This window comes from Cupriavidus cauae (assembly GCF_026210475.1).
Taxonomy (GTDB): Bacteria; Pseudomonadota; Gammaproteobacteria; order Burkholderiales; family Burkholderiaceae; genus Cupriavidus; species Cupriavidus cauae.
The window spans coordinates 829934-853034 of sequence record NZ_CP080294.1 but is presented as its reverse complement, the minus strand read 5'-3'; the positions used below and the strand labels follow the sequence as shown (position 1 = coordinate 853034).

The 23101-nt window shown below is 69.2% G+C and carries 21 protein-coding genes; 10 read left to right on the top strand and 11 right to left on the bottom strand.

The genetic code is table 11. The annotated features are described in order from the left end of the window. Positions 1–161: 161 nt before the first annotated feature. A complete protein-coding gene (locus KZ686_RS19265) occupies positions 162–440 on the bottom strand; it encodes a hypothetical protein (RefSeq protein ID WP_149320177.1) in 279 nt (92 codons plus the stop codon). 278 nt (positions 441–718) lie between these two features. Next, the gene (locus KZ686_RS19260) at positions 719–1288 is read right to left on the bottom strand and encodes a YggT family protein (RefSeq protein ID WP_149320178.1); all 570 of its coding nucleotides are present in this window, start codon (positions 1286–1288) and stop codon (positions 719–721) included. A 204-nt stretch (positions 1289–1492) separates the two neighbouring features. Between KZ686_RS19260 and KZ686_RS19255 the strand changes: the two genes are divergently transcribed. Continuing rightward, positions 1493–1945, top strand: coding sequence for a MarR family winged helix-turn-helix transcriptional regulator (locus KZ686_RS19255; protein ID WP_149320179.1), 453 nt, complete (start codon positions 1493–1495; stop codon positions 1943–1945). Positions 1946–2041: 96 nt separating this feature from the next. On the opposite strand, the gene KZ686_RS19250 is transcribed toward KZ686_RS19255, so the two are convergent. Next, positions 2042–2818: a dienelactone hydrolase family protein gene (locus KZ686_RS19250; protein ID WP_150082157.1), complete on the bottom strand. Its 777-nt coding sequence runs from the start codon at positions 2816–2818 to the stop codon at positions 2042–2044. Between the two features lie 233 nt (positions 2819–3051). Here KZ686_RS19250 and KZ686_RS19245 point away from each other — a divergent pair, with 233 nt between their 5' ends. Then, the gene (locus KZ686_RS19245; RefSeq protein WP_265634993.1) at positions 3052–5466 is read left to right on the top strand and encodes a VTT domain-containing protein; all 2415 of its coding nucleotides are present in this window, start codon (positions 3052–3054) and stop codon (positions 5464–5466) included. Then, positions 5463–6332, top strand: coding sequence for an endonuclease/exonuclease/phosphatase family protein (locus tag KZ686_RS19240; protein WP_265634991.1), 870 nt, complete (start codon positions 5463–5465; stop codon positions 6330–6332). Before KZ686_RS19245 ends, KZ686_RS19240 begins: the two co-directional genes overlap by 4 nt. Here KZ686_RS19240 and KZ686_RS19235 read toward each other — a convergent pair. Further along, entirely contained in the window at positions 6317–7363 is a 1047-nt protein-coding gene (locus KZ686_RS19235) for a sigma-54 interaction domain-containing protein (protein WP_149320183.1), read from the bottom strand. The two genes, KZ686_RS19240 and KZ686_RS19235, sit on opposite strands and share 16 nt — an antisense overlap. Before the next feature lie 371 nt (positions 7364–7734). Here KZ686_RS19235 and KZ686_RS19230 point away from each other — a divergent pair, with 371 nt between their 5' ends. The 5 genes from KZ686_RS19230 to KZ686_RS19210 all read left to right on the top strand — a co-directional run bounded on the left by KZ686_RS19230 (position 7735) and on the right by KZ686_RS19210 (position 12254). Further along, on the top strand, positions 7735–9177 hold the full coding sequence (locus KZ686_RS19230) for a sigma-54-dependent transcriptional regulator (protein WP_265634988.1): 1443 nt from the start codon (positions 7735–7737) through the stop codon (positions 9175–9177). Positions 9178–9301: 124 nt separating this feature from the next. Next, entirely contained in the window at positions 9302–10177 is an 876-nt protein-coding gene (locus tag KZ686_RS19225; protein ID WP_265634986.1) for a sensor histidine kinase, read from the top strand. A gap of 189 nt (positions 10178–10366) precedes the next feature. Next, positions 10367–10924 carry a hypothetical protein gene (locus KZ686_RS19220; RefSeq protein ID WP_265634984.1) on the top strand — a complete coding sequence of 186 codons (558 nt, stop codon included), beginning with the start codon at positions 10367–10369 and terminating at the stop codon, positions 10922–10924. 104 nt (positions 10925–11028) lie between these two features. Continuing rightward, positions 11029–11604 carry a hypothetical protein gene (locus KZ686_RS19215; protein WP_265634982.1) on the top strand — a complete coding sequence of 192 codons (576 nt, stop codon included), beginning with the start codon at positions 11029–11031 and terminating at the stop codon, positions 11602–11604. Between the two features lie 125 nt (positions 11605–11729). Then, positions 11730–12254: a PRC-barrel domain-containing protein gene (locus KZ686_RS19210; protein ID WP_226109547.1), complete on the top strand. Its 525-nt coding sequence runs from the start codon at positions 11730–11732 to the stop codon at positions 12252–12254. Positions 12255–12267: 13 nt separating this feature from the next. Here the strand turns inward: KZ686_RS19210 and ku are convergent, their stop codons facing one another. The 4 genes from ku to ligD form a co-directional block, all read right to left on the bottom strand. Next, positions 12268–13395 (bottom strand): non-homologous end joining protein Ku, encoded by a 1128-nt coding sequence (ku, locus tag KZ686_RS19205; protein ID WP_265634980.1) that lies wholly within the window; start codon positions 13393–13395, stop codon positions 12268–12270. Between the two features lie 54 nt (positions 13396–13449). Next, positions 13450–15723: a response regulator gene (locus tag KZ686_RS19200; protein WP_322784963.1), complete on the bottom strand. Its 2274-nt coding sequence runs from the start codon at positions 15721–15723 to the stop codon at positions 13450–13452. Positions 15724–15896: 173 nt separating this feature from the next. After that, positions 15897–16247, bottom strand: coding sequence for a hypothetical protein (locus tag KZ686_RS19195; protein ID WP_149320188.1), 351 nt, complete (start codon positions 16245–16247; stop codon positions 15897–15899). Positions 16248–16419: 172 nt separating this feature from the next. Next, positions 16420–19431: a DNA ligase D gene (ligD, locus tag KZ686_RS19190; RefSeq protein ID WP_265634977.1), complete on the bottom strand. Its 3012-nt coding sequence runs from the start codon at positions 19429–19431 to the stop codon at positions 16420–16422. Between the two features lie 729 nt (positions 19432–20160). Between ligD and KZ686_RS19185 the strand changes: the two genes are divergently transcribed. Next, positions 20161–20553, top strand: a complete 393-nt coding sequence (locus KZ686_RS19185; RefSeq protein WP_149320190.1) for an endonuclease — start codon at positions 20161–20163, stop codon at positions 20551–20553. Positions 20554–20682: 129 nt separating this feature from the next. Here the strand turns inward: KZ686_RS19185 and KZ686_RS19180 are convergent, their stop codons facing one another. After that, on the bottom strand, positions 20683–20895 hold the full coding sequence (locus KZ686_RS19180) for a hypothetical protein (RefSeq protein WP_149320191.1): 213 nt from the start codon (positions 20893–20895) through the stop codon (positions 20683–20685). 404 nt (positions 20896–21299) lie between these two features. Continuing rightward, positions 21300–21761, bottom strand: a complete 462-nt coding sequence (locus KZ686_RS19175; protein ID WP_149320192.1) for a hypothetical protein — start codon at positions 21759–21761, stop codon at positions 21300–21302. A 184-nt stretch (positions 21762–21945) separates the two neighbouring features. Between KZ686_RS19175 and KZ686_RS19170 the strand changes: the two genes are divergently transcribed. Continuing rightward, positions 21946–22293: a hypothetical protein gene (locus KZ686_RS19170; protein ID WP_226109560.1), complete on the top strand. Its 348-nt coding sequence runs from the start codon at positions 21946–21948 to the stop codon at positions 22291–22293. 50 nt (positions 22294–22343) lie between these two features. Here KZ686_RS19170 and KZ686_RS19165 read toward each other — a convergent pair whose 3' ends face one another. Beyond that, positions 22344–22952 carry a phospholipase D family nuclease gene (locus KZ686_RS19165; RefSeq protein ID WP_265634973.1) on the bottom strand — a complete coding sequence of 203 codons (609 nt, stop codon included), beginning with the start codon at positions 22950–22952 and terminating at the stop codon, positions 22344–22346. Positions 22953–23101: the final 149 nt, after the last annotated feature.

The following is a 23101-nucleotide window of genomic DNA, read 5'->3' as shown; positions in this document are numbered from 1 at the left end:
TAGAAGCGCATGAGCGCAGCGAGCGCAGGGAGCGCGCGCGAAACGAGCAGGCAACGCGGGCCTTCCGGCATCTGCGTCCAACGCCCGCGCCTATGAAAAAACCGGCCCGCGGGCCGGTTTTCGCTGGCACGCCGGATGGCGCGCGCTGGCGTGCGGAGGCGTCAGGCGCCCTGGCCGAAACGGTCGCGACCGTCCGACACGTGGTCGGCGCGGGCGCCGTCCGTGTACGCGTCGACGCTGCGGGCGCCATCGGTGTAGGCGTCCACCGTGCGGGCGCCGTCGCTGTACGGGTCGGCCTTGCCGACGTGCATCGAGGCGCCTTCGAGGCGCAGCACGTCGCGATCGAGCGTGGTGGCGTGCAGCGCGGTGGCGGACAGGGACAGGCCGGCGGCGCAGAGCAGCGCGAAGGCCAGGCGACGGGGTTGTGCAAGAGTCTTCATGGTTCTTTTTCCTTTGATCAAAGCCGCATGGCCGGCATCAAGCCGACCACACCGCCCGAATCTACGCCCGTCGATTGCGTGGAAAAAGAGGCCTTGCAGCAACACACTGTTCAGGCAGGCGCACAATGGCGGGGAACCATTGGCAGGACTACCTACAGGGAACCACCGGCAGGGAACCACCGGCAGGGAACCACCCGCAGGGAACCACCCGCAGGGAACCAACGGCGGGGTACCGCCGGCAGGGCTACACCGGTCCGGCAGCGCCGGAGCATCCTGGCTCAAAGCAGATGCCGCAGGCCGAACAGATTGACGCTCAGGCCGGCGATCACCATCAGCAGCACCTGGGCAAGGATGAACAGCACCAGCGGCGAGATATCGAAGCCGCCCAGGCGCGGGATCACGCGGCGGATCGGATCGAGCAGCGGATCGGTCAACTGCTGGATCACCGGGGTGATCGGCGAGTGCGGGTTGACCCAGGACAGGATCGCCATCAGCAGCGTGACCCACATCACCAGGCTGATGCCCCACTTGAGCACGTTGAGCACCGCGATGCCGAGCACGGCGGGCAGCAGGCCGAGCGGGTTGCCGGCGGTCAGGCCGATCACCGCGAGCAGGAACACCACGGCGGTCAGCCAGGCCGCGACCACGGTGGCCCAGTCGATGCCGCCGACGCCCGGAATGATTCGCCGCAGCGGCCGCACCAGCCAGTCCGTGACCTGGAACACGGCGTGCGAGATCGGATTGCGCGCCGGCAAGCGCGTCAGTTGCATCCACAGCCGCAGCAGCAGCGCCATGCCGAAGAGCGTGAAAACGGTATCGAGCAGAAAGATGGCGATTTGCGAGAGCATCGGAATTCCGTGGTCGTGGCGCAGGTGTCTGCGGACGCACAGATTCTGCCATACCCGGGATGCCCCGCGTAGCGCAACGGTGGCCGCGGCCACCGACGCATGCCGGTGCGCCGCACGCTGCCTGACCGCCTTGCCGCGCACCTATAATGACGGCCGACTCCAGATTGCGGCCGCGCTGCCACGCCGGCCGCGCCATCGCACGCCATGACCCAGCCCCGTTCACCGAGCGCCACCGAGCTTGCCAAGCAGGACTTCGAGGCGCTGTCCGACTTCCGCTACCAGTTGCGGCGCTTCATGCGGTTTTCCGAAGACGCCGTGCGCGAGGAGGGCCTGACCGTGCAGCAGTATCTGCTGCTGCTGCATATCCGCGGCTTCCCCGGGCGCGACTGGGCCTCGATCGGCGAACTGGCCGAGCGGCTGCAGGCCAAGCAGCATGGCGTGGTCGCGCTGGTCAATCGCTGCGAGGCGGCCGGGCTGGTCAAGCGCAAGACCAATGCGGCCGACCGCCGCGTGGTGCAGGTCCACCTGCAGCCCAAGGGCGAGCGTTGCCTGAACCGGCTGGCGCTGCTGCACCGGAGCGAACTCGAATCGCTGCGCCACACCTTCCGCATCTCGCGCCTGACAGCCTTCAACGACGACGGCGTGGCGCGCGGTTAGGATTCGCCGTTTCAGGCCGGGCCATAGCCGCGCTCGGGCGGGCTCGCAGGCGAGGCAACCCGCCGGCGCAACTCGCCGGCGCGTCTTGCCAAAACGTCAGGCCGGCTGCGCCAGCGCCTGCGCGAGGAAGGTGAGCGCCCGGCCATGGGCCAGCACCGCCGACGGCTGGTGATACGAGCCACGCGCCCAGCAGTTGAAGCCGTGGTCCGCGCCCGGATACACATGGATCTCGGCGCGGGGATTGCCCGCCATCGCCGCACGGACCTGTTCGACCGCCTCGGGCGGGATATGGGCATCGCGTTCGCCATAGTGGAACTGGATCGGTACGCGCACCGCGCTGGCCTGGTCCAGCGCGCGCTGGATCCCGCCGCCGTAGTAGGGCACCGCCGCGTCGACCAGCCCGCGCGCCGCGCTCAGGTACGCCAGCAGCCCGCCAAAGCAGTACCCGACCGCGGCGATCTTGCCGTTCGGCCCAACCTGCGCGCGCAGCGCCTGCGCGGTCAGCGCGATATCGTCGAGCGCGAGATTCGGATCGGTGGCCTGGCGCAGCGCCAGCGCGCGCTCCATGTCGGCGCCGGCATAGCCCAGTTCGACGCGCGGCGCCTCGCGCCAGAACAGGTCCGGCGCCATCACCACGTAGCCGTCCAACGCGTACTGGTCGGCCACCGCGCGGATATGTTCGTTGACGCCGAAGATCTCCTGGATCAGCACGATGCCCGGCGTGCCCGGGCGCGTGCCGCCGGGCGGCAGGCTCAGGTAGGCATCGAAGGCGTGGGCGTCAGTGCCGACGCGGATCCAGCGCCGACGCGCGTCGGCTGCGGCGCCGGTGGCAGTACCGGCTGCAGCGCCGGAGGCAGATTGAGTAGCGGCCATGGGTTTTCTCCATCGGTGGGCGGACAGGGTAAGGCAAGCCGCGCGGGCTTGCCAAGCGCGCCAGTCCGGCCCGCGCGCCGCCCGGACGTTGTCCCGCCACCCATGTAGGCGGATTCCGACAAGCGCCGGGGCCGGCGGAGGACGGCGGTTCCGTGCAGGGCTTGCCATACTGCTGGCGGAGGTCCGCGGACATCCTGGTCCCGTGCGCCTCCTTCGTTTCCGCAGGGATGTCGATGACCGCTGAAGACGCGCCTGAAGACCGGCAGCTTGCAGCCGGCGTAGCGCAGACGGAGCGCCGCGATGGCGCCCCGCGTGCCGCCGCGGGAGATCGTGCGCCGGCACCCGCCGCGGGGCCGCGGCAAACCGGGCTGCTGCAGCCTGGCCGCAATTGCTGGCGCATCGAACGGGCATCGCGCTTCGCCATGCTGGTCGATGGCGAGGAGTACTTCCGTGCGCTGCGCTCGGCGCTGATCCAGGCCGAACACACGGTATTCATCCTCGGCTGGGACATCGACAGCCGCTTCGAGCTGGTGCCCGGCGGCGCCGACGACGGCTTTCCGCGCGGGCTGCGCGATTTCCTCGACGCGCTGGTGCGGCGCCGCCGCCGGCTGCGCATCTACGTGCTGAGCTGGGATTTCGCGATGGTCTACGCGATGGAGCGCGAGTGGCTGCCGGCGGTCAAGCTCGACTGGCAGACCCATCGCCGGCTGTCGTTCCGGCTCGACGCCCGCCATCCGGTGGGCGCCTCGCATCATCAGAAGGTCGTGGTGATCGATCACAGCCTCGCCTTCGTCGGCGGGCTGGATTTGACGCGCTGCCGCTGGGATACGCCCTCGCATGCGCTGCAGGAGCCCCGGCGGGTCGATCCCGACGGCAAGCCCTATGGCCCGTTCCACGATGTGCAGGCGGTGGTCGAGGGCGACGTCGCCCGCGCGCTCGGCGAGATGGCGGCCGAGCGCTGGCGCCGCGGCACCCGGCGCGAGCCGCGCGCGGCCGACCCGGGCGCCGATGGCCACGGCCGGCGCCTGTGGCCCGATGGCGTCGCCCCGCTGCTGACCGATGTGCCGGTGGCGATCGCCCGCACCGCGCCTGCCTTCGCCGGCGAGCCCGGCGTCGGCGAAATCCGCGCCCTGCATCTGGACGCGATCGCCGCCGCGCGCCGGACCCTGTATCTGGAGAACCAGTATTTCAGCTCCGGCGTGCTGGCCGACGCGCTGGCCGCGCGGCTGGCCGAACCCGACGGCCCCGAGGTGGTGCTGGTCTCGCGCCGCAGCGAAAGCGGCTGGCTCGAGGAGCACAGCATGGGCGTGCTGCGCGCCCGCGCGCATCGCAAGCTGCGCAGCGTCGATGCGGGCCATCGCTATCGGCTCTATTACCCGCATCTGCCGGGCGAGGGCGAACCGGGGCCCGATGGGGAGCCGCTGCCCGGCATCAACGTGCACAGCAAGGTCATGGTCGTCGACGACACCTTGCTGACGATCGGCTCGGCCAATCTGAACAATCGCTCGATGGGTCTCGACACCGAATGCAATCTGGTGATCGAGGCCGGCGGGGATGCCCGCATCGCCGCCGCGATCCGCTCGGTGCGCGCGCGGCTGGTGGCCGAGCACCTGGCGTGCGATGCCGGCGAACTGGCCGCCGCCCATGCGCGCGGCGAGCCGCTGCACGAGACCATCGCCCGTTGCCATCGGCCCGGCGAGCGAACCCTCCAGGCCTTCGATCCGCCGCTGGTGCCCGAGGTGGACGCGGTGGTGCCCGACGAGCGGCTGCTCGACCCGATCGAGCCGATCGATCCGGACGGCCTCGTCGATGAATTCCTGACGCACGAGGCACGTCCGCGCGTGATCGGACGCCTGGGCATGGCGATCCTGCTGCTGGTGGTCCTCGCAGGCCTGGCATTTGCGTGGCGCTATACGCCGCTGCGCGAATGGGCGGACTTCCGCCGCGTGCTCGATGTGGTCGAGCGGATCCGCGACATGCCGATGGCGCCGCTGGCGATGCTCGGCGCCTATGTGGCCGCCGGGCTGGTGATGGTGCCGGTGACGCTGCTGATCGTGGTCACGGTGATCGTGTTCGGCCCGGTCAAGGGCGCGCTGTGCGCGCTCGGCGGCGTGGTGCTCAGCGCCGCCACCGGCTACGGCATCGGCCGCTTCGTCGGCCGTGACGCGGTACGGCGCTATGGCGGCAAGCGGCTGAACGCGCTGAGCCAGCAGGTCGGCCAGCACGGGCTGCTCGCGATGGTGGTGCTGCGGCTGGTGCCGGTCGCGCCGTTCACGCTGGTCAACCTGGTGGTGGGGGCCTCGCGCATCCGCTTTCGCGACTGCCTGCTCGGCACGCTGATCGGCATGACGCCGGGCATCGTGATCTCCGCCTCGCTGGTCGACCGCATCGCCGCGGTGGCGCGCAATCCGAACCCGCTGACGGTGGCGCTGCTGCTGCTGGTGCTGCTGATCCCGTTGAGCGTGCTGTGGCTGCTGCGCCGGCGCCGGCGTGCGGATGCCGCGCAGGCGGCGCAGGCCGCGCAGGCAGCGGAGGCGGCCCAGGCCGCCAGGGAGGCCCAGGTCGCGCAGGCGATGCAGCCCGCGCAGACCGCCCAGGCGGTGCACCGCGCCGCCATCGGCGAACCCCGCCATGGAGGGCATGCATGAGTCGGATCTATCCATTTCGCGCCGGCGATCTCGCGCAGCCGGTCCCGCAGACCCCGCGGGAAGCGGCCGCCGCCGCGGCGCCGGCGCAGTTCCTGGTGGCCAGCTACAACATTCACGGCGGCATCGGCGTGGACGGGCGCTTCCTGCCGAAGCGGATCGCCGGCGTGCTGTCGGAACTGCAGGCGGACATCGTCGCGCTGCAGGAAGTCGAATCGCGCAGCACCGGCTTCGACATGCTGGCCTATCTGCGCGACGAAACCGGCTATCACGCGATTCCCGGGCCGACGCTGATCCGGCATGACGGCGAATATGGCAACGCGCTGCTGACCCGCTTCCCGCCCAACCGGGTCCGGCAGATCGACCTCAGCGTGGGCCGCCACGAGCCGCGCGGCGCGATCGACGCGACGCTGAGCTGTCCCGACGGCGTGCATGCCGCCCCGCTGCGGGTGATCGCCACCCATCTGGGGCTGTGGCCCGGCGAGCGCCGCATGCAGGTGCGCCGGCTGCTGAGCTCGCTGGCCGAACATCCCGGCGTGCCCACCGTGCTGCTGGGCGATGTCAACGAATGGTTCCTGTGGGGCCGGCCGCTGCGCTGGCTGCACGCGTACTTCGACGGGGCGCCGCATGTGCCCACGTTCCCGTCGCGGATGCCGGTGCTGGCGCTGGATCGCCTGTGGTGCTGTCCGCGCTCGGTGCTGGCCTCGGTGTCGAGCCATCGCAGCCCGCTGGCGCGGATCGCCTCGGACCATCTGCCGCTGCTGGCGCGGCTGCATGCGCGCCAGGCCGTGCCGGCGGCTTCCTCGTCCGCCGCGGTGGCGGACGAGGAAGCCGATCTGGCCAGACAGGCCGATCAGCCGTCGCGATAGGCGTCCAGGCGGTTGTACAGGGTCTTCAGGCTGATGCCGAGCGCCTGCGCGGCGCGGCGCTTGTCGCCGTCGAAGCGGGCCAGCGTGGCGAGGATCAGGCCGCGCTGCGCATCGGCCAGCGTGGTGCCGATCCGCACGTTCAGCACGCCGTCGGCGGCGGTGGGCAGCGGCGGCTGGGACGCGATGTTCGGGTTCGGCAGTTCGATCACGCGGTCGGCCAGGATGAAGGCGCGATAGACCGTGTTGCGCAACTCGCGTACGTTGCCCGGCCAGCCGTACTGGCACAGGCGCTCCAGCGCGCTGGCCGAGAACACCTTGTCGGCGCCTTCGGCGGCGTTCAGCTCGGCCAGGAAGTGCTTGGCCAGCGGAACGATGTCCTCGCGCCGCTCGCGCAGCGGCGGGATATGCAGCGGCACCACGGCGAGCCGGTACAGCAGGTCCTCGCGCAGCACGCCGCTGCGCACGGCTTCCAGCGGATCGCGGTTGGTCGCCGAGACGATGCGCACGTCGCAGACCACCTGGGCGTCGCCGCCGACGCGATGGAAGGTGCGCGTCTCCAGCACCCGCAGCAGCTTGATCTGCATGTCGGGCGCCATTTCGGTGACCTCGTCCAGGAACAGCGTGCCGCCGTGCGCCTGCTCGAAATAGCCGGCCTTCTGCTGCATCGCCCCGGTGAATCCGCCCTTTTCGTGGCCGAACAGTTCCGATTCGATCAGGGTCGGCGCGATCGCGCCGCAATTGACGGCGACGAAGGGCTTGCCGCGCCGGTTGCTGCGCTCATGTATCGCGCGGGCCACCAGCTCCTTGCCGGTGCCGCTTTCGCCGACGGCCAGCATCGGCACGTCGGTGGCCGCGACGCGGGGAATCTGCTCGAGCAGCCGGCGCATCGCCGGCGAGGTGCTGCGCCATAGCAGCGCAAAGTCGTCGCGCGCGGGCCCGTGGCCGCCATCCTCGCGTGGGTGGTCCCGCGCGGGTTCCCGATGACGGGAGCGCGTCGTGTCCGGCAGATCGTTCGAGGTGCTGGTCGACATGTAGCGAAAGGCGGAGCGGAAATAGAGACGACAGTAGTGATGAAAGTCAAGACGGGCGGCCGGCGGGCGGTGGACGGGGTGCTGGCAGCGGGTCCACGCCTTCGCGAGAGCCGCATCGCGGCTCGCGTAACGCCATGCTAGCCTGCGATCGGGCCGGCCACCATTGCCGTTTGTCCGACAAGCCGGTCCGGCGCGGCCGGCGGCCGATGTCGGACGATGTCAGACTAACACCGGTATGGCGGCGCTTGCCGCTTGCATAGAATGGGGTCTATTCAGGGCAGCAACGCCCGCCGCGGCGGCAACCGCCACGGCGCCTGTCTCATTTCCACCATTCCGGTCAAGGGTTTCAGCGGCCGGCATCAGTCAAGCCTATGCCTCACATCCTGATCGTCGACGACGACGAGAACACCTGTGCAGCGCTGGCCGAGATCGCCGCGGCAGAGGGCTTCACCGCGGCCACCGCGGGCGACCTGCGCGAAGCGTGCCTGCAGATCGGCTGGCAGATGCCCGATGCGGTGCTGGCCGACCTGAAGCTGCCCGACGGCGACGGCAAGGACCTGTTCAACGAAGTCGGCTCGGCCGGCGTCGACATCATCCTGATGACGGGCTACGCCAGCGTCGAGAGTGCCGTCGAGGCGCTGCGCCTGGGCGCCACCGACTATCTGGTCAAGCCGATCAACGTCGCGCGCCTGCAGACGGTGCTCAAGCGCATCGCCACCACCGGCGACCTGAAGGCCGAGGTGCGCTCGCTGCGCGGCGAACTGCGCCGTTACGGGCGCTTCGGCAGGCTGCTGGGCAGCTCGGAGGCGATGCAGGCGGTCTATGACCAGATCAGCAAGGTCGCGCCCACCGAGGCCACCGTGCTGCTGGTCGGCGAGAGCGGCACCGGCAAGGAGCTCGCGGCGCAGACCGTGCACGAGCTGTCGCCGCGCCGGCGCCAGCCCTTCCTCGCCGTCAACTGCGGCGCGATCTCGCCGAACCTGATCGAGTCCGAGATGTTTGGCCACGAGCGCGGCAGCTTCACCGGGGCCGAGCGCCAGCACAAGGGCTATTTCGAGCGCGCGGCCGGCGGCACGCTGTTCCTCGACGAAATCACCGAGATGCCGATCGAGCTGCAGGTCAAGCTGCTGCGCGTGCTCGAGGCCGGCACCTTCATGCGCGTGGGCACCAACCGCGAGCTGCGCGCCGATGTGCGCGTGGTCGCGGCGACCAACCGCAATCCCGAGGAGGCGGTCGCCGAAGGCAAGCTGCGTGCGGACCTGTATCACCGCCTGAACGTATTCCCGATCGAACTGCCGCCGCTGCGCACGCGCGGCGACGACGTGGCGCAGCTGGCCGGCGCCTTCCTCGATCAGCTCAACGCGGAGCACGGCACGCAGCGCCGCTTCGGCCCCGAGGTGCTGGCCAATCTGCGGTTGCATTCCTGGCCGGGCAATGTGCGCGAGCTGCGCAACTTCGTGCAGCGCGCCTTCATCATGGCCGAGGACGACGTCATCGCCGAATCGCCGGTGCCGCTGCAGGCCGCGGCCTCGCAGGTGCCGGCCACCGCGATCGTCACGGTGCCGGTCGGCATGTCGCTGGCCGATGCCGACCGCGAACTGATCTTCGCCACGCTGGAGCAGTGCGCCGGCGTCAAGAAACATGCCGCGGAAATCCTCGGCATCAGCCTGAAGACCCTGTACAACCGGCTCGAGGAATACGCGGCCGGCGGCAAGCTGCCGGAGTCGTTCAAGACCTCCGGCAATGGCGCCAACAATGGAACCGGCAGCGGCGCCAACAGCGGCGCGCACGACCGCCCGCCCGCCACCAGCTGAAGCGACCAGAACCCGTCCCGCCCGCCCACCACCACCGAAGCCTCGAGCTGGCCCGAGCTATGCTTCGGCTCGGAAATCCGGCCCGTCGCAATGGCGCGGCGACCCTGAGATGACCCTAACATTCATGTCCAAGCGACCTCTCCCCTCCAGCCGCGCCGATGCGGAAAACGGTGGCCAATCCGGCGGGGCGGGCACCGAGCACTGGGTGCCGGCGACTGTCGATGCGACTAGCGAGGTCACGACGCTGATCGATCAGGTGTCGCACGATCTGCGCTCGGCGCTGAACGGCGTCCAGAGCTGGGCCTACGTGCTGGACCACTCGCTGGACGCGCCCACCGCGCCGGTGCAACGGGCGCTGACCGGGCTGCGTACGGCCATGCAGCAGCAGGTCATGCTGATCCAGCATATGGAAGAGGCGGTGCGGCTGCTCGCGGACGAGACCGAGCCGCAATGGGAGGCGGTCGATCTGGCGGCCGCGATAGCCCAGGCGATGGCGTCGGTCAAGCCGGCCGCCGAATCGCGCCGGGTCACGCTGGCCGACGTGCTGGTGCACGACAGCGACGGCGGCCGCGGCGACGTCCTGGTGCAGGCGGACCCGCGCCGGCTCGAGCCGATGCTGCGCCATCTGGTGCTGCATTGCCTGAAGCAGGCGCGCAATGGCGACACCATCGATGCGCATCTCGAACCGGCGGATGACCATGTGAAGCTGCGCCTGACGGAAAGCCGCACGACGGCCGATCGCATCAAGGAGCGCCTGTCGGTGCTGTCGGAGTTCTTCCGGCGCGATGTCGGCAACGCCGGCGCGGCGCCGGCGCGGCAGAGTTCCGCGCTGCTGCTGGCGCGGCGCATGGCGGAGTTGCATGGCGCCACGCTCGGCGCCGAGCCGTCGACGCAATGCGAGCAGGACGGCGAGAGCGCCTGCATCGCGGTCACCTTCCCGCGCGTGCCGCCCGCCGCGGCGGCGGCCGGTATAGCGGCGGCGCCCATGCCGCCCGCCTAGCCGTCTTCGGGAGCGGGTTGAAGCCAGTTTTCACCGCCTGTTTGCGGCGGTGGATGTCGCCTCTTCTTCGCTCTTCTTCGGGCGTTTCTTCGCGCCTTTCTTCTCCCTTTTTCCTCTCTTTCATACCCGCCTGACCGGCGCTCGCGACGCAAGTACTTTTTACGTGCGATGCACTTTGTGCAACGGGAAGTGCTGTCGTATGCGCCGCTTGCGCGCCGGTCCCGGCATCCTGTCTTCTGGCCCGTCGCTTGCATCTGTTTCGCTATTCCAATCGAGCAGGAGGCGATGATGCAGAAGGCCAAGACCGCGACCCCATCCGCCCATGGATCCGCCGCCAAGTCCGCTTCCGCCAGCGCGGCGAAGCCGGGCAAGCAGAAGGCTGCCGCGCCGCAGGACGACGAAAAGCAGAGCAGCGCGTGCACCTATCAGCAGGCGGTCGACGAATCGGTGGAGATGACCTTCCCGGCCAGCGATCCGATTTCGCCCAGCGCCGCCATGCATGCCGAGAAGGAGACCAGCACCGACGTGGACGACACCGACTGGGAGATCGAACCGGGCAGCGCGCATCAGCCCGAGGGCGCGCGTCCCGCGGCCGAACGCAAGGGCGCAGCGGGCAAGGATGGCGAGAAGGCTTCGGGCGGCAAGGACGACAAGGACAAAAAGGGCGAGAAGGCCGACAAGGCCGGGAGCGCTAAAGCCGCGGGAACGAAGACCGGCTCCGCCGCCAGGTCCAAGGGCAAGTCCTGATGCCAGCGGGGCTGGCGTCGCGACCGCCGAACGCCATGCCGAATCCGATTGCCGATCCATCGCTCGCCAAGCGGGTGTCTGCCAACCGATTCGAAGGAGCCAGCATGTCCCTGATCATTGCCGGACGCTTTGATACGTTCGCCCAGGCCGAGGCGGCGGCGGGCCAGTTGTTTGCCCGCGGTTTCGCCGAGGACGACGTGACCCTGTTCTTCGTCAATCCCCCGGGGCAGCATGGACGCTTCCCGCTCGGCGGCGACGTGGCGGTCGATGCCGGTACCCGCAAGGCGGGCGCCGGCGCCGGCCGCGGCATCGTGTTCGGGGCCATCGCCGGCGCCGTGATCGGCGCGGTGGGGCTGGCGCTGATGCAGGCCTCCGTGCTGGTGCTGGCGCTGGCCACGGGCCTGGGCGCCTACCTGGGCTCGCTGGTCGGCGCGCTGTCGATGACGCGCGATCCCGACCGGGTATCGAACGCCCCCGATCCCGATCGCCAGGTCAAGACCGAGCGCGATGCCGGCGTGCTGCTGGCCGTGCACGTCAATCCCGATACGCGCGAGACGGCCGCCGAGGTGTTGCGCCAGGCCGGCGCCAAGGACGTCGAACGCGCCTATGGGCGCTGGAGCGAAGGCCGCTGGGTCGATTTCGACCCGCTCGCGCCGCCGGTGCCTGCGAGCCGTCCGTGACGTGTGCCATGCCGCGTGCCATGCCGATCCATGCCGCTGCCGCACGATCATGACGATCCGGCCGCGACGATGAAGGGGCGCGAGGGCGCCATTGTGTCAACCGACAACCGAAGCAGGAGTCGCCAATGAACCCACTGGACAGAGACCCGCGCGATCCGCGAGACATCCGGGACCCTCGCGATCCCCGCGATCCGCGTGACCTGCGCGATCCGACGGCGGCGCGCGCGCCCGCGGGCGCGACCATCGTCGGCGATGTCGACACCAATGCGAGCGGGCCCGGCCCCTTCGTGATGGCGGCCGATACGCTCGAAGGCAACAGCGTGATCGGGCCCGCCGGCGAGGATCTCGGCACCATCGACCACATCATGCTGGACGTGCAGGGCGGCCGCGTCGCCTATGCGGTGCTGTCGTTTGGCGGCTTCCTCGGCATCGGCGAGAAGCTGTTCGCGGTGCCATGGTCGGCGCTGACGCTCGATACCCGGCGCAAGTGTTTCGTGCTGGGCGTCGACAAGGACAAGCTGAAAGCCGCGCCCGGCTTCGACAAGGACCACTGGCCGGCGATGGCGGACCCGCAATGGGCCACCAGCATTCACCAGTACTACGGGACCTCGCCGTACTGGAAGGAGGACTCGTACGATCCGTGGGCGTGATGGCGTTGTAGTGCTATGCCCGCTTGCGCTGCGGGCTGCTGCGCGATCCGCTGTCGGTGCTGGCCGTACTGGCCCGCCTGGCGGCGGATTTCTTCGTTGAAGCCGGCGCCTTGCCGGACTTGGCCGCGCTCTTGCGGCTGCTTGCCGGCTTGGCTTCCTGCCTGGATCCTTTGCCGTCCTTGGCCTCGGCTCGAGCGCGGGAGGTGGATTTGCGGGCGGTCTTGCGAGCGCCCGTGGCGCGCTTGCGCGGCGCCTCGCGCGGCGCGTCGTCGTCTTCCCGCTGGTCCGCTTCCTTGCCCTGCGCGTCCTCGCCCGCTTCCCCGCGCGCACCGCCGCGGCCGCCACGGCGTTTGATGCTCTCCTTGAGCAGCGCCATCATGTCGATCACCTCGGCCGACTTGCGCGGTTCCTCGCCGCCGGGCTCGGCCGGCGTCAGCAGGTGCGTCTTGCCTTCGGCGATCTTGCCCTCGATGCGCTCCATCAGGTCGTCGCGATAGGTATCGCGATAGGCCTCGGGGTTCCAGTCCTCCTGCATGTCCTCGACCAGCCGGGTCGCCATCTCGATCTCGCGCGGGCTGACGCCCTGCTGCTTGCCGCTGCTCTTTGGCAGCTTCAGCTCGTCCATCGGCAACACCTCCTCGGCCCAGCGCATGGTGTTGAGCACCAGCGCATCGCCCAGCACCAGCACCGCCGCCAGATGCTGGCGGTTGTGGATCACCACCAGGGCCAGCGCCGCGCGTCCGGTGCGGCGCAGGGTCTCGCGCAGCAACGCGTAGCCCTTCTCGCCGCGCCGGTCCGGCTCGAGATAGTAGGGCGTCTCGAAGTAGTACGGCGGGATCTGGTCGGCCTGCACGAAGCTGACGATATCGACGGTCTGCGTCGCCTCGACGTTGGCCTGGCGGAAGTCCTCCGGCGACAGCAGCACGTATTCACCTTTCTCGTACTGGTAGCCCTTGACGATATGGTCCTTGTCGACCGGCTTGCCGGTCTTCTTGTTGATGCGCTGATAGCCGACCGGCGCCATGTCGCGCTCGTCGAGCCAGTCGAAGTCGAGCGCGTTGTCGCGCGCGGCCGCCTTCAGCACGACCGGGATGTTGACCAGGCCAAAGGAAATGGCGCCTTTCCAGATGATGCGGGGCACAGGGGAACTCCGGGTCTTGGTTCTTCGACCGCAGGCGAGGGCGGACGCGTGCCCTCAGGCGCGCTGGGGCGGGGGCGGCGGCACGTCGCCGGGGGGCGGGTCGATGACCGGCTCATGCGGATCGATCGGCGGCACCTCGGGTTCGGGCGTGGTCGGCGGCTGGTCCGGGGTTTGATCCGGTTCTGGCGTGGTATGCATGCGTTTCTCCATCGAAGAGGTCGGCCCGGAGGAGGCCGGACCGGTGCCCGTGCTGCCATCGGCCGGATGCCCCAATGGCGAATGCAGGGGCGGCGGTGTGCCGGCGGCGGTATTGGCCACGGTACGCGCATCGGTGCGCCCCTCGCTGCGGCCATCCGTGCGGCCGTCCGTGCGGCCATCGGAGCGGCATTCGTCGAGCAGGCGCGACAGCACCTCCAGATCGACCGGCTTGGTCAGGTGGTCGTCGAAGCCGGCCGCCTGCGTGCGCAGCTTGTCGCCGGGCTGGCCGTAGCCAGTCAGCGCCACCACCTTCATCGCCTGCAGCTCCGGTATCGCACGCAGCCGCTGCGCGATCTCGAAGCCGTCCATGCCCGGCATGCCCAGATCCAGCAGCACCAGCTCGGGCTTGTACTTGACCGCGCGCACGATCGCAGCGGCGCCGTCGAGCGCAGTGATCACGGTATGGCCCAGCGCTTCCAGCGTCATCGCCATCGCCTCGAGGGCGTCGACGTTGTCGTCCACCACCATCACGGTGCGCGGCTTGCCGGCCGGCGCCTGCCGTCCGCCCAGCGTCGGCTGCCAGCTGCGCCACGGCTGCATCGGCAGCTGCACGATGAAGCTGCTGCCATGACCGGGCCCGTTGCTCTGCACCGACAGCTGGCCGCCATGCATGCTGACCAGCCGATGGACCAGCGACAGGCCGATGCCGGGGCCATTGCCGCCGGCCACGGCGATATTGCCGTTGGCGCCGTCGCGCTCGAAGGTCTCGCGCAGGCCCTGCAGCCGTTCGGGCGACAGCCCGGTGCCGTTGTCGGTGATCCGGATGGTGACCATGCCCTGATCCGCCTGCGCCTCGATCGACAGCAGGCCATCGGGCGGCGTGTACTTGGCCGCGTTGTTCAGCAGGTTGCCGAAGATCTGGGTCAGGCGCACCAGGTCGCCGCGCACCGGCATCGGCCCCTCGGGCACCGACAGGCGCAGCTGATGGTTGCGCGACTCGATCAGCGGCCGGACCGTCTCGACCGCGGTGTTCAGCGCGGAACGCAGCTCGACCAGGTCGTCGCGCAGCGTGATGGTGCCGCGCGTGAAGCGCGAGATGTCGAGCAGATCGTCGACCAGCCGGGTCAGGTGATAGAGCTGGCGGGCGATGATGTCGCGCGCCTTGAAGCTGTCCTCGCGCGACGGCGCGCAGTGCATCAGCAGATCGGCGGCGCTGCGCATCGGCGCGAGCGGGTTGCGCAGCTCGTGCACCAGCATCGCGAGGAAATCGTCCTTGCGGCGTTCTTCCTCGCGCAGCATCTTCTCGGCACGCTTCTGCTGCGTGATGTCCTCGCACACGCCGACCACGCGGTAGAACTCGCCGCTGGCGTTGTTGACCGGGAAGGCGCGCGCGCGGACGTCGCGCGTCTGGCCGTCGGCATGGATCAGCGCGAATTCCAGATCCATATGGCCGTCGCGCAGCATCGCCTCGCAGGCCGCCTGCACGCGTTCCCGGTCGGACTCCGCGACCCAGCCGAAGCAGGCGTTGCCGTGCTGATGCAGGTCTTCCACCGGACGGCCGGTCAGCGTGACGAAGGCCGGGCCGACGAACAGGAACTTGCGCTCCTGCGGATCGAAGATCCACAGCACATCGGACAGGTTGTCGGCCAGCTGGCGGAACAGGAATTCGTTGTCGCGCAGCGCCTGCGAGGTACGGTGGTAGGCCTCCTCCGCCCGCCGCAGCCGCAGCAGCGCCTTGACGCTGGACACCAGTTCCTCCGGCTCGACCGGCTCCACCAGATAGCTGTCGGCGCCATGGTCCAGCGCCTCGACGCGGTAGCGCGGATCGCTGGCCGAAACGGACGTATGCAGGATCAGCGTGCGGCAGCTTTGCGGATCGTCCTTGATGATGCGGCAGACGTCCAGGCCGTCGATGTCCGGCAGCTTCATGTCCAGCAGCACCAGGTCCGGCGCATAGCGGCGCACCAGCGACAGCGCCGACTCGCCGGTCGAGGCTTCGAGCACCGCGTAGTCCGCGCGGCGCAGGATGCGGCTCTTGATGTAGCGCGAGCCCTCGTTGTCGTCGACCACCAGCACCAGCGGCCGCTTGTCGCGGGAATCGGACGACGTTCTGGTTTCGATCGGACTCATGCTGTCCTCGCCATGGGCAGGCATGCGGGGTGGCAAGGGGGCGGCAGGTCGGTTTTTGCGTTCGGCGCGACCCCGCGGCCGACGTGGTTTGTAATAATTACCAATCTAGCTCTCCAACACTTGTAGTTGATGCAAAGCCACTTTTGGCCCGGAAAAGGCCAGATAAAGTGACTTTAACGGCGCTGCACTTCGCCGGAGTGGGCCTCCGCGCTCGGCGCGGTGCCACCGTGCGGGCCGCTGGGCCGGACCTCGGCGGCCTTCTGCGAGACGTCGCCGGGCTGCGTGGTGCCGGACGGCTGCGCGCCCTTGCCGAAGCGGGCGGCAATCTGGTCCTGCACGCGCGTCAGCGCTTCGGCCTGTTGTTTGGCCGCTTCGGCCTCCTTGGCCTTGCGTTCGTCGGCGGCGCGCTGCTGTTCGGCGCTGGGGGCCGGCAGGCGGGCCTGCGCGGGCGCCCAGGCGAGCGCCGTCATCAGCGCCAGGGCGGCATAGTGGGCAATGCGGATCGTGGTCCGAGGGGTTGTCATGGTGGCTCCCGGTTCGTGCTTGCGTCGTCGTTCCGTCACGCGTCCGCCGCGGCAATGCGCGGACGCATGTGTCCGAAGTGGCAAGAACCATGCCCTCCTTTGTCCGACACGGAGTGGCCGCATGATGCACTGCGAGGGGCAGCACGGCGGCGGGCGGGCCGGTCCGCCGCGTTCAGCCGTTGCCCAGGCGCCGGATTGCCGCGGTCAGCGTCTGCCGCGTGCTGCCGTAGTCCGCCCAGGGATCGGCGTGCTCGGTCTCCTCGATGCGCGCCAGGGCGTTGGCGATGGTCCACTGGGCGCCGGAGCGCAGCGAGGGCAGTTCGTCCCAGCTGCACGGGATCGACACGCCCAGGCCGGGCCGGGCGCGCGCCGAAAAGGCGGCGACCGTGGTGGCGCCGCGCCCGTTGCGCAGGTAGTCAATGAAAATCTTGCCGACGCGGTTGCGCGGCCCGCTCTTGGAGACGAAGCGCTGCGGGATGGTCCTTGCCATATGCACGACCAGCTGCTGGGCAAAGTCCTTGACCTCGTCCCAGCCGAGCCGCCGGGCGATCGGCACCACCACGTGCAGGCCCTTGCCGCCGCTGGTCTTCAGGAAGGCTGTCAGCTCGAGTTCGTCGAGCATGCCCTTGGTCAGCGCGGCGGCCTCGACCACATGCTTCCACGGCACGCCCTCGCCGGGGTCGAGGTCGAAGATCACGCGATCGGGCTTCTCGATCTGGCGCTTGTCGGCGTTCCAGGTGTGGAACTCGATCACGTTGAGCTGCGCCGCGGCGACGATGCCGGTCTCGCTGGCGATCTCGATCATCGGCGGGTGGCCCGGCCATAGCGACGGATCGAGCCGGTTGACGCCGGCGATATTGAAGGTATCGGCATGCTTCTGGAAGAACAGCTCGCCGCCGACCCCCGACGGGCCGCGCAGCACCGCCAGCGGGCGGCCGCGCAATTCCGGCAGCATGCGCGGCGCCACCGCTTCGTAGTAGCGCACCAGATCGCCCTTGGTCGCGCCGGTCGACGGATCGATGACGCGGTCGGCATGGCTGACGCGAACGTTGCCGATCTGTTCGCGGCCGGAGGAGGCCTTCGTCCGGGCGGGTTTGGCCGGTGGCGTGGCATCCGCTGTCTCGGCCTGGGCGGCCTTGGCAGCCTTTCCTCTGGCCTTCGCCGGCTTGTCTTCGGCCTTGCGTTCGGCCCTGTCCTCCGCCTTGCCCCTCGACCCCGCCGATTTCGCCCGGCCCTCGCTTTTGTCCACTGTCTTGCCCGGTGCGGGCATCGCCTTCTCCTTGCCGATCGCGCTGGCGCTCTTGTCGGATCGCAGGCCATGGAACACCGCATGGCGGATCAGGCCATCGCGCGTCCACGAGCCGAACGACACCTCGGCGACCGCCTTGGGCCGAACCCAGATGCCCTTCACCCCCTTGGCGATCGCAGGCATCCTGTCGAACGGCGAGGCATCGGTGCGCAGGGCGTCGAGCTTGGCCCGGATCGTATCGAGCGTCCGCACATCGAAGCCGGTGCCGACCTTGCCGGCATAGACCAGCCGTCCCGCCTCGTCGTGAATGCCCAGCAGCAGGGCGCCCAGGCCATTGCGGGTGCCCTTGGGCTCGGTAAAGCCGCCGATCACGAACTCCTGCCGCTCGCTGCATTTGAGCTTGATCCAGTTCGGCGAGCGCGCCGAGACATAGGGCGCATCGACGCGCTTGCCGATCAGCCCCTCGAGCCGCAGCCGGCAGGCCGCGCTGAGGATTTCCTCGGGGCCGGCCTCGAAGCTCTCGCTGAAGCGCAGATGTGCCGAGACGTTGTGCTCCTCGAACACCCGCCGCAACAGGTCGCGGCGCTCGGCCAGCGCCACCTGCCGCAGATCGTGGCCGGCATAGTAGGGGACGTCGAACACGAAGAACTGGATGGCGTCGGTGCGGTCGCTGTCGAAGGCGTTCTGCAGCGCCTGGAAGTCGGTGCTGCCGTCCTTGTCGACGATGACGATCTCGCCGTCGAGCCAGGCCGACGGCAGATTCAGCGTGCCGAGCTCGCGCGCCAGTGTCTTGAGCTTCGACGTCCAGTCGTGGCCGTTGCGCGTGAACAGCTTGACGTCGGCGCCGTCGATGCGGGCCAGCACGCGATAGCCATCGAACTTGACCTCGTAGACCCAGTTCTGCGCATCGGCGGGCGGCCCTTGCACCAGCGTCGCCAGTTGCGGTGCGAGCGTCAGCGGCAGCGCGGCGCGGCGCGCGCCCGGTGGAAGCTGGATGGCGCCGGTCGCGGACCGCTTGTTGCCGGCGGTCTTGCTGTCGGCCGCCGATTTGCCCGAGGCTGTTTTCTTCGCGGCTTTCGTCGATGCGCCGGCGGCGGATTTCGTCGCCGTCCTGGTTGCCGTCCTGGTTGCGGTCTTCGTCGCGGTCTTCGACGCCGCCTTTGTCGACGCCTCGCGCGCGATCTTGCCGTCCGGCTCCAGCGCGCCGCCGCCCAGCACGCTGTCCGGCATCGCCTCGGTGATATCGAACTCCGCGGCCGGCCGCGCCGCGTCGTCGCGCTCCTTGATCAGCAGCCACGGTTCCTGCCGCTCGTCCCGGCCGCGCATGCGCACCAGCGTCCAGGCCCCATGCAGCTTCTCGCCCTGCAGCTCGAACTTGAGCTTGCCGTCGCGATAGCCCTGATGCGGATCGCCGATCGGTATCCAGGTGCCGCGGTCCCAGACGATCACGGTGCCGGCGCCGTACTGCTTTTCGGGAATCACGCCCTCGAAGTTCGCATATTCGAGCGGGTGGTCCTCGACATGGACGCTCATCCGTTTGTCGGCCGGATCGAGGCTCGGACCCTTGGGAATGGCCCAGCTCTTGAGCGTGCCGTCGAGCTCCAGACGGAAGTCGTAGTGCAGGCGGCGCGCCGCGTGCTTCTGCACGACGAAGGACAGTCCCTCGCTCGCTTTTGGCGCGGCGTGCCTGGCCAGCGCACGGCCGGCCGGTTCCGCCGTCGTGCCGAAGTCGCGCATGGTGCGATAGCGCTGCAGCGGGTCGGGGCTTGCGCCACGCGCGGCGCGCGGCGCGCTCGGACGCGTCGCGGCGCGTGGGGCCGACCGCGTGGACGAGCGCGCGGTCGAGCCTGTCGCCGCGGCCGTCGCGTTGTCCTTGCCCGTTTGCTTCGTTGCCGCCTTGGCCGGCTGCTTCGCTGCTGCTCGCTTGGTTGCCATTGCGGCCGCTCCTCGATCGGGACACGCGAAATTGCGTGGCCTTCGGTCCTGCGCGCGAAGCGCGGCGCCGTCGTTGGCTGTCGCTTCGCTCGCTGTTACTGCGCGCTGTGATTTCGCTCGGCGCTGCGCGTTGTCACCTCGCGCTGTCACTTTGCGCTGTCACTTCGCTCTGTCACCTTGCTCTGTCACTTCGCTTATAGGCAATCGGAATGCGGCGATCCATCGGCCACCGTCCTACATCGGACAGCGGTGCGAAGCGGTCCGCAAGAATCTACGACATGCCGCGATGGGAATGGCGATCCGGTTCACATCCGACGATGGCGGCAGGCTTGTCGCGTTATGCGCGGTGCCGCACAGACGGCGCCGTGCACATCCTGCATGGCCGAGTAAAAAGTACGAGCGAGACGCATGGCGCGGCGGCGCTTCACGGTGTAGCCGGGTCCGGCAGCAGAGCTGTGGCGGGCCGATGCCGCCGGCCCTTGTGCCGCCGTGGCGCGCCGGCGGACCTGCCCGCAAGCCGCGCAAGCCCCGGGCTTTCTGGCATGCGTTTCGCGTGATTGGCGGCGTAGGCCGGGTCCTGGCAGGGCATCGTCGTGCCGGCGCTTGTCGAGCGCCGCGATGCGATGCGCAGCAGGGCCTGTTCACGAACCCGCCTGGCGTCGCCGCCGGCGCCCCGCCCATCGCGGGCGCCATCGCGGCATGCATGGGCCAGTCTCAGGAGTGAATAACATGACGAAACACCACCTCGTACGTACCGCCCTCGCCGCGCTGGCGATGACCGGTTCCTGCGTGGCACTGGCGCAGGTGCCGGGCGACCGCGGCGCTGCCACGGGCACTTCGCCGGGTATGGCGCCAGCAGGCCAATACGATCCGGCCAACCCCGCCGCGACGGGCACGCGCGATCCGTACAGCAGCGGCGCGCGCGTCGGCGACAAGTTCGATCCGTACACGCAGGGCACCAATCAGCCCACGCAGCAGTACCTGGCGCCGGCGGGCACGCAGCCGATGCCGATGAGCGGCAGCTACGACGGCCGCATGGAGAACCACGACACGCATTATCACGACCTGTCGACGCTGGGATCGCGCGTCGGCAAGCGCAGCCAGTTCCTTGACGGAAACTGATCGAAGGCTGCATTGAGTACGTACCGGGGACAGCAAGGAGCGCGGCGGGCAGGCCCGTCGCGCTCCTGTCGTTTTCAGTTTTCAATCAGGACCCCGCGGGTCCCGCAGGGCGCCGCTTCGGCGTCTTCGCTAATGCAGCGGCGGAAACACGTACCATGAGCCGTCGCGATGACGGAAGAACACGATCGACAGCCGTTTTCCCGCGCGCTCGAAGCCGATGCACGCATAGGGCACGCGGCGGCTGCCGGTATGTCCGAAACGCGTGACCCGGCAGGGATGGCTGGCCGACAGTGGCAGCCATTTCTGCGCGGCCTCGCGCAGGGATGTCGTCTTGCCTTGCATCGCATGCTCCCCTGAAGTTGGAACGCGATGCCGGGCTTGTGGCGTGCGGCGAGGCGCCCGATCGCGCGTTCCTGCGTTCTTGATTCGTTCCTGCTTACCAGCGTAGAAGCGACGGCGGCGCCCACGCGTCGGCTTGGCGCGCAGCGCGGCCTCGGCGTTCGACGGATTGCGTTGTCAGCGAATGACGACAGCGACGACGTGGCGATTTTTCACGCGTCGTAAGAAGGGGAGGGAAGGCAAGCGACAAAAGACGGCAAAAAAGTGGAGGGCAAAAAAAAGGGGCGCCCATGCGCCCCTTGGTCAGCAGAGCCGGTCGTCCCCGCGTCTGCAGACCCAGCGGCGTTCAAACGACGCTGGATTCCCGCGTTCGCGGAATGACCGGCGTGTCAGCCGATGTTCGGCATTTACCGCTCGCGATTTTGGCCCGACTGGCCCGACTGGCCGCCCTGCGACGACTGCTGGCCAGGCTGGCCGCTGGTGCCGGACTGCTGTTGCTGCTGACCGCCGCTCTGGCCGCCCATGCCGCCGCTCTGCTGGCCGCTCTGCCTGCCGCCTTGCTGCTGCTGGCCACCTTGACCAGCCTGGCCGGCTTGGCCGCCCTGCTGGCCGCTCTGACCGCCGCTTTGCTGCGACTGGCCGCCCATGCCACCCATGCCGCCTTCGCTCTGGCCCATGCCGCCTTGCTGACCGCTCTGGCGACCGCCTTGCTGTTGCTGACCGCCCTGGCCGCTTTGGTTGCCCATGCCGCCCTGCTGGCCGGTCTGGCTGCCGCTCTGCTGATGCTGCTGAGACGATTGGCCACCCTGGCCCATGCCACCCTTTTCGGTGCCGCCTTGCTGCGCCTGCGGTTGCTGTTGCTGTTTCATTGCTGGTCTCCATCAGCGGCGAAATGCCGCGCCTTGGTGTCGTGCAATGGGCGTGCCACCGCGCCGCAACATGACATCACCCCGGTGGTGGGAGCGCCGCGCAACGCAGGTATGGCGTTTGCATGTCGTCGAAGGTCAACATTCGCGCGCCGGCATGGCGCGCCATCATCACGGGGAGGGTCGTATGACCAAGCAACCCACGCATCCGGAACGCGAACCGCGGCAGGGCCAGATAGCCGGACGGCCGCAGGGCGAGACGACTCGCGAACGTACCGCCCAGGGCACCAGCGAGGGTCCCGGACCGCTGGCCGACCAGTCGCGGCCGGACCCCGGGACGCTGCCGCAGAAGGGCGGCGGCGAACCGATGCCGCGACTGCCGCACGAGCGCGACGAATCGCATCAGAGCCAGCACACCGGCAGCCGGCCGGTGGGACGGCAGGCCGCGCGAGATATCGAGCGCGGACTCGAGGAAACCGATCTGTACGGCTCGCGCGGACGCCGCGGCGGCACTGCGGCGGAGGACAACGATTGACGGCGGCAGCGGCTTCCGTTGCCGTAGCCGTCGTTCGCCTCGCTGACCGCTCAGTACGGCAGCGACAGCCGATGCCGGCTCCGCCAGTTGTCGACGTAGCGCTTGACCAGACGCGCGTCGCCGCGAATCAGGATGCCGTTCTCGGTGTTGCGCTCCTCGGCCGATTTGGTGAAGTTGAACGAGCCGGTGAAGACCGCCTCGCCATCGAAGATCATCACCTTGTTGTGCGCGATGGCTGGGCGCGAGTCGATCACCACCTCGATGCCCTGGTGCTTCAGGAAGGTGGCGCTGGTATAGCGCTCGGACACCTGGCTCTTGTCGAGGATCACGCGTACGTCGACGCCGCGCTTGCGCGCCTGCATCAGCGCTTCGGCGATCGGCTTGCTGGTGAACGAGTAGGCCTGCACCAGCACGCTGCGCCGCGCGTTGCGGATCGCGTCGACCAGCATGGCCTGGCAGCTCTCCCCATCGGGCGTGAAGCACAGCGCGTAATTGGCGCCGTCGGCGAAGCTGCGCGCGCCGTCGGCAAGGGCCATCGGCGCTTCGCCGCTGCGCGGCAGGCTGCGTGCGGAAGCGGCGGGCGCCAGGATCGAAGAGGAAAGCAGAACGGACAACAGGGCGCCGGCGACGATGGCGGGCGCGCGAAACACAAAGGGCATGAGACAGCGTGAATGCGTTGCCGCGGAGCGCGCCGCTCGCGGCAAACAGTAGCCAATCGGATAACGAATCGAAATGGAAACGTTGCGAAGGCGGGGAAGTTAGCAGCCGGAGCCAGCAAAGGCAAGGCGGCTGGAACGGCGCAGCACGG

Bases quoted from the DNA above. Each gene is read 5' to 3' on its own strand.
- KZ686_RS19260 (WP_149320178.1), bottom strand. From the start codon at position 1,288: ATGCTCTCGCAAATCGCCATCTTTCTGCTCGATACCGTTTTCACGCTC.
- KZ686_RS19185 (WP_149320190.1), top strand. From the start codon at position 20,161: ATGACGAAACACCACCTCGTACGTACCGCCCTCGCCGCGCTGGCGATG.
- ligD (WP_265634977.1), bottom strand. From the start codon at position 19,431: ATGGCAACCAAGCGAGCAGCAGCGAAGCAGCCGGCCAAGGCGGCAACG.
- KZ686_RS19230 (WP_265634988.1), top strand. From the start codon at position 7,735: ATGCCTCACATCCTGATCGTCGACGACGACGAGAACACCTGTGCAGCG.
- KZ686_RS19215 (WP_265634982.1), top strand. From the start codon at position 11,029: ATGTCCCTGATCATTGCCGGACGCTTTGATACGTTCGCCCAGGCCGAG.
- KZ686_RS19235 (WP_149320183.1), bottom strand. From the start codon at position 7,363: ATGTCGACCAGCACCTCGAACGATCTGCCGGACACGACGCGCTCCCGT.
- KZ686_RS19170 (WP_226109560.1), top strand. From the start codon at position 21,946: ATGACCAAGCAACCCACGCATCCGGAACGCGAACCGCGGCAGGGCCAG.
- KZ686_RS19165 (WP_265634973.1), bottom strand. From the start codon at position 22,952: ATGCCCTTTGTGTTTCGCGCGCCCGCCATCGTCGCCGGCGCCCTGTTG.
- KZ686_RS19265 (WP_149320177.1), bottom strand. From the start codon at position 440: ATGAAGACTCTTGCACAACCCCGTCGCCTGGCCTTCGCGCTGCTCTGC.
- KZ686_RS19195 (WP_149320188.1), bottom strand. From the start codon at position 16,247: ATGACAACCCCTCGGACCACGATCCGCATTGCCCACTATGCCGCCCTG.
- KZ686_RS19250 (WP_150082157.1), bottom strand. From the start codon at position 2,818: ATGGCCGCTACTCAATCTGCCTCCGGCGCTGCAGCCGGTACTGCCACC.
- KZ686_RS19240 (WP_265634991.1), top strand. From the start codon at position 5,463: ATGAGTCGGATCTATCCATTTCGCGCCGGCGATCTCGCGCAGCCGGTC.
- KZ686_RS19180 (WP_149320191.1), bottom strand. From the start codon at position 20,895: ATGCAAGGCAAGACGACATCCCTGCGCGAGGCCGCGCAGAAATGGCTG.
- KZ686_RS19210 (WP_226109547.1), top strand. From the start codon at position 11,730: ATGAACCCACTGGACAGAGACCCGCGCGATCCGCGAGACATCCGGGAC.
- KZ686_RS19245 (WP_265634993.1), top strand. From the start codon at position 3,052: ATGACCGCTGAAGACGCGCCTGAAGACCGGCAGCTTGCAGCCGGCGTA.
- KZ686_RS19200 (WP_322784963.1), bottom strand. From the start codon at position 15,723: ATGAGTCCGATCGAAACCAGAACGTCGTCCGATTCCCGCGACAAGCGG.
- KZ686_RS19175 (WP_149320192.1), bottom strand. From the start codon at position 21,761: ATGAAACAGCAACAGCAACCGCAGGCGCAGCAAGGCGGCACCGAAAAG.
- KZ686_RS19255 (WP_149320179.1), top strand. From the start codon at position 1,493: ATGACCCAGCCCCGTTCACCGAGCGCCACCGAGCTTGCCAAGCAGGAC.
- KZ686_RS19225 (WP_265634986.1), top strand. From the start codon at position 9,302: ATGTCCAAGCGACCTCTCCCCTCCAGCCGCGCCGATGCGGAAAACGGT.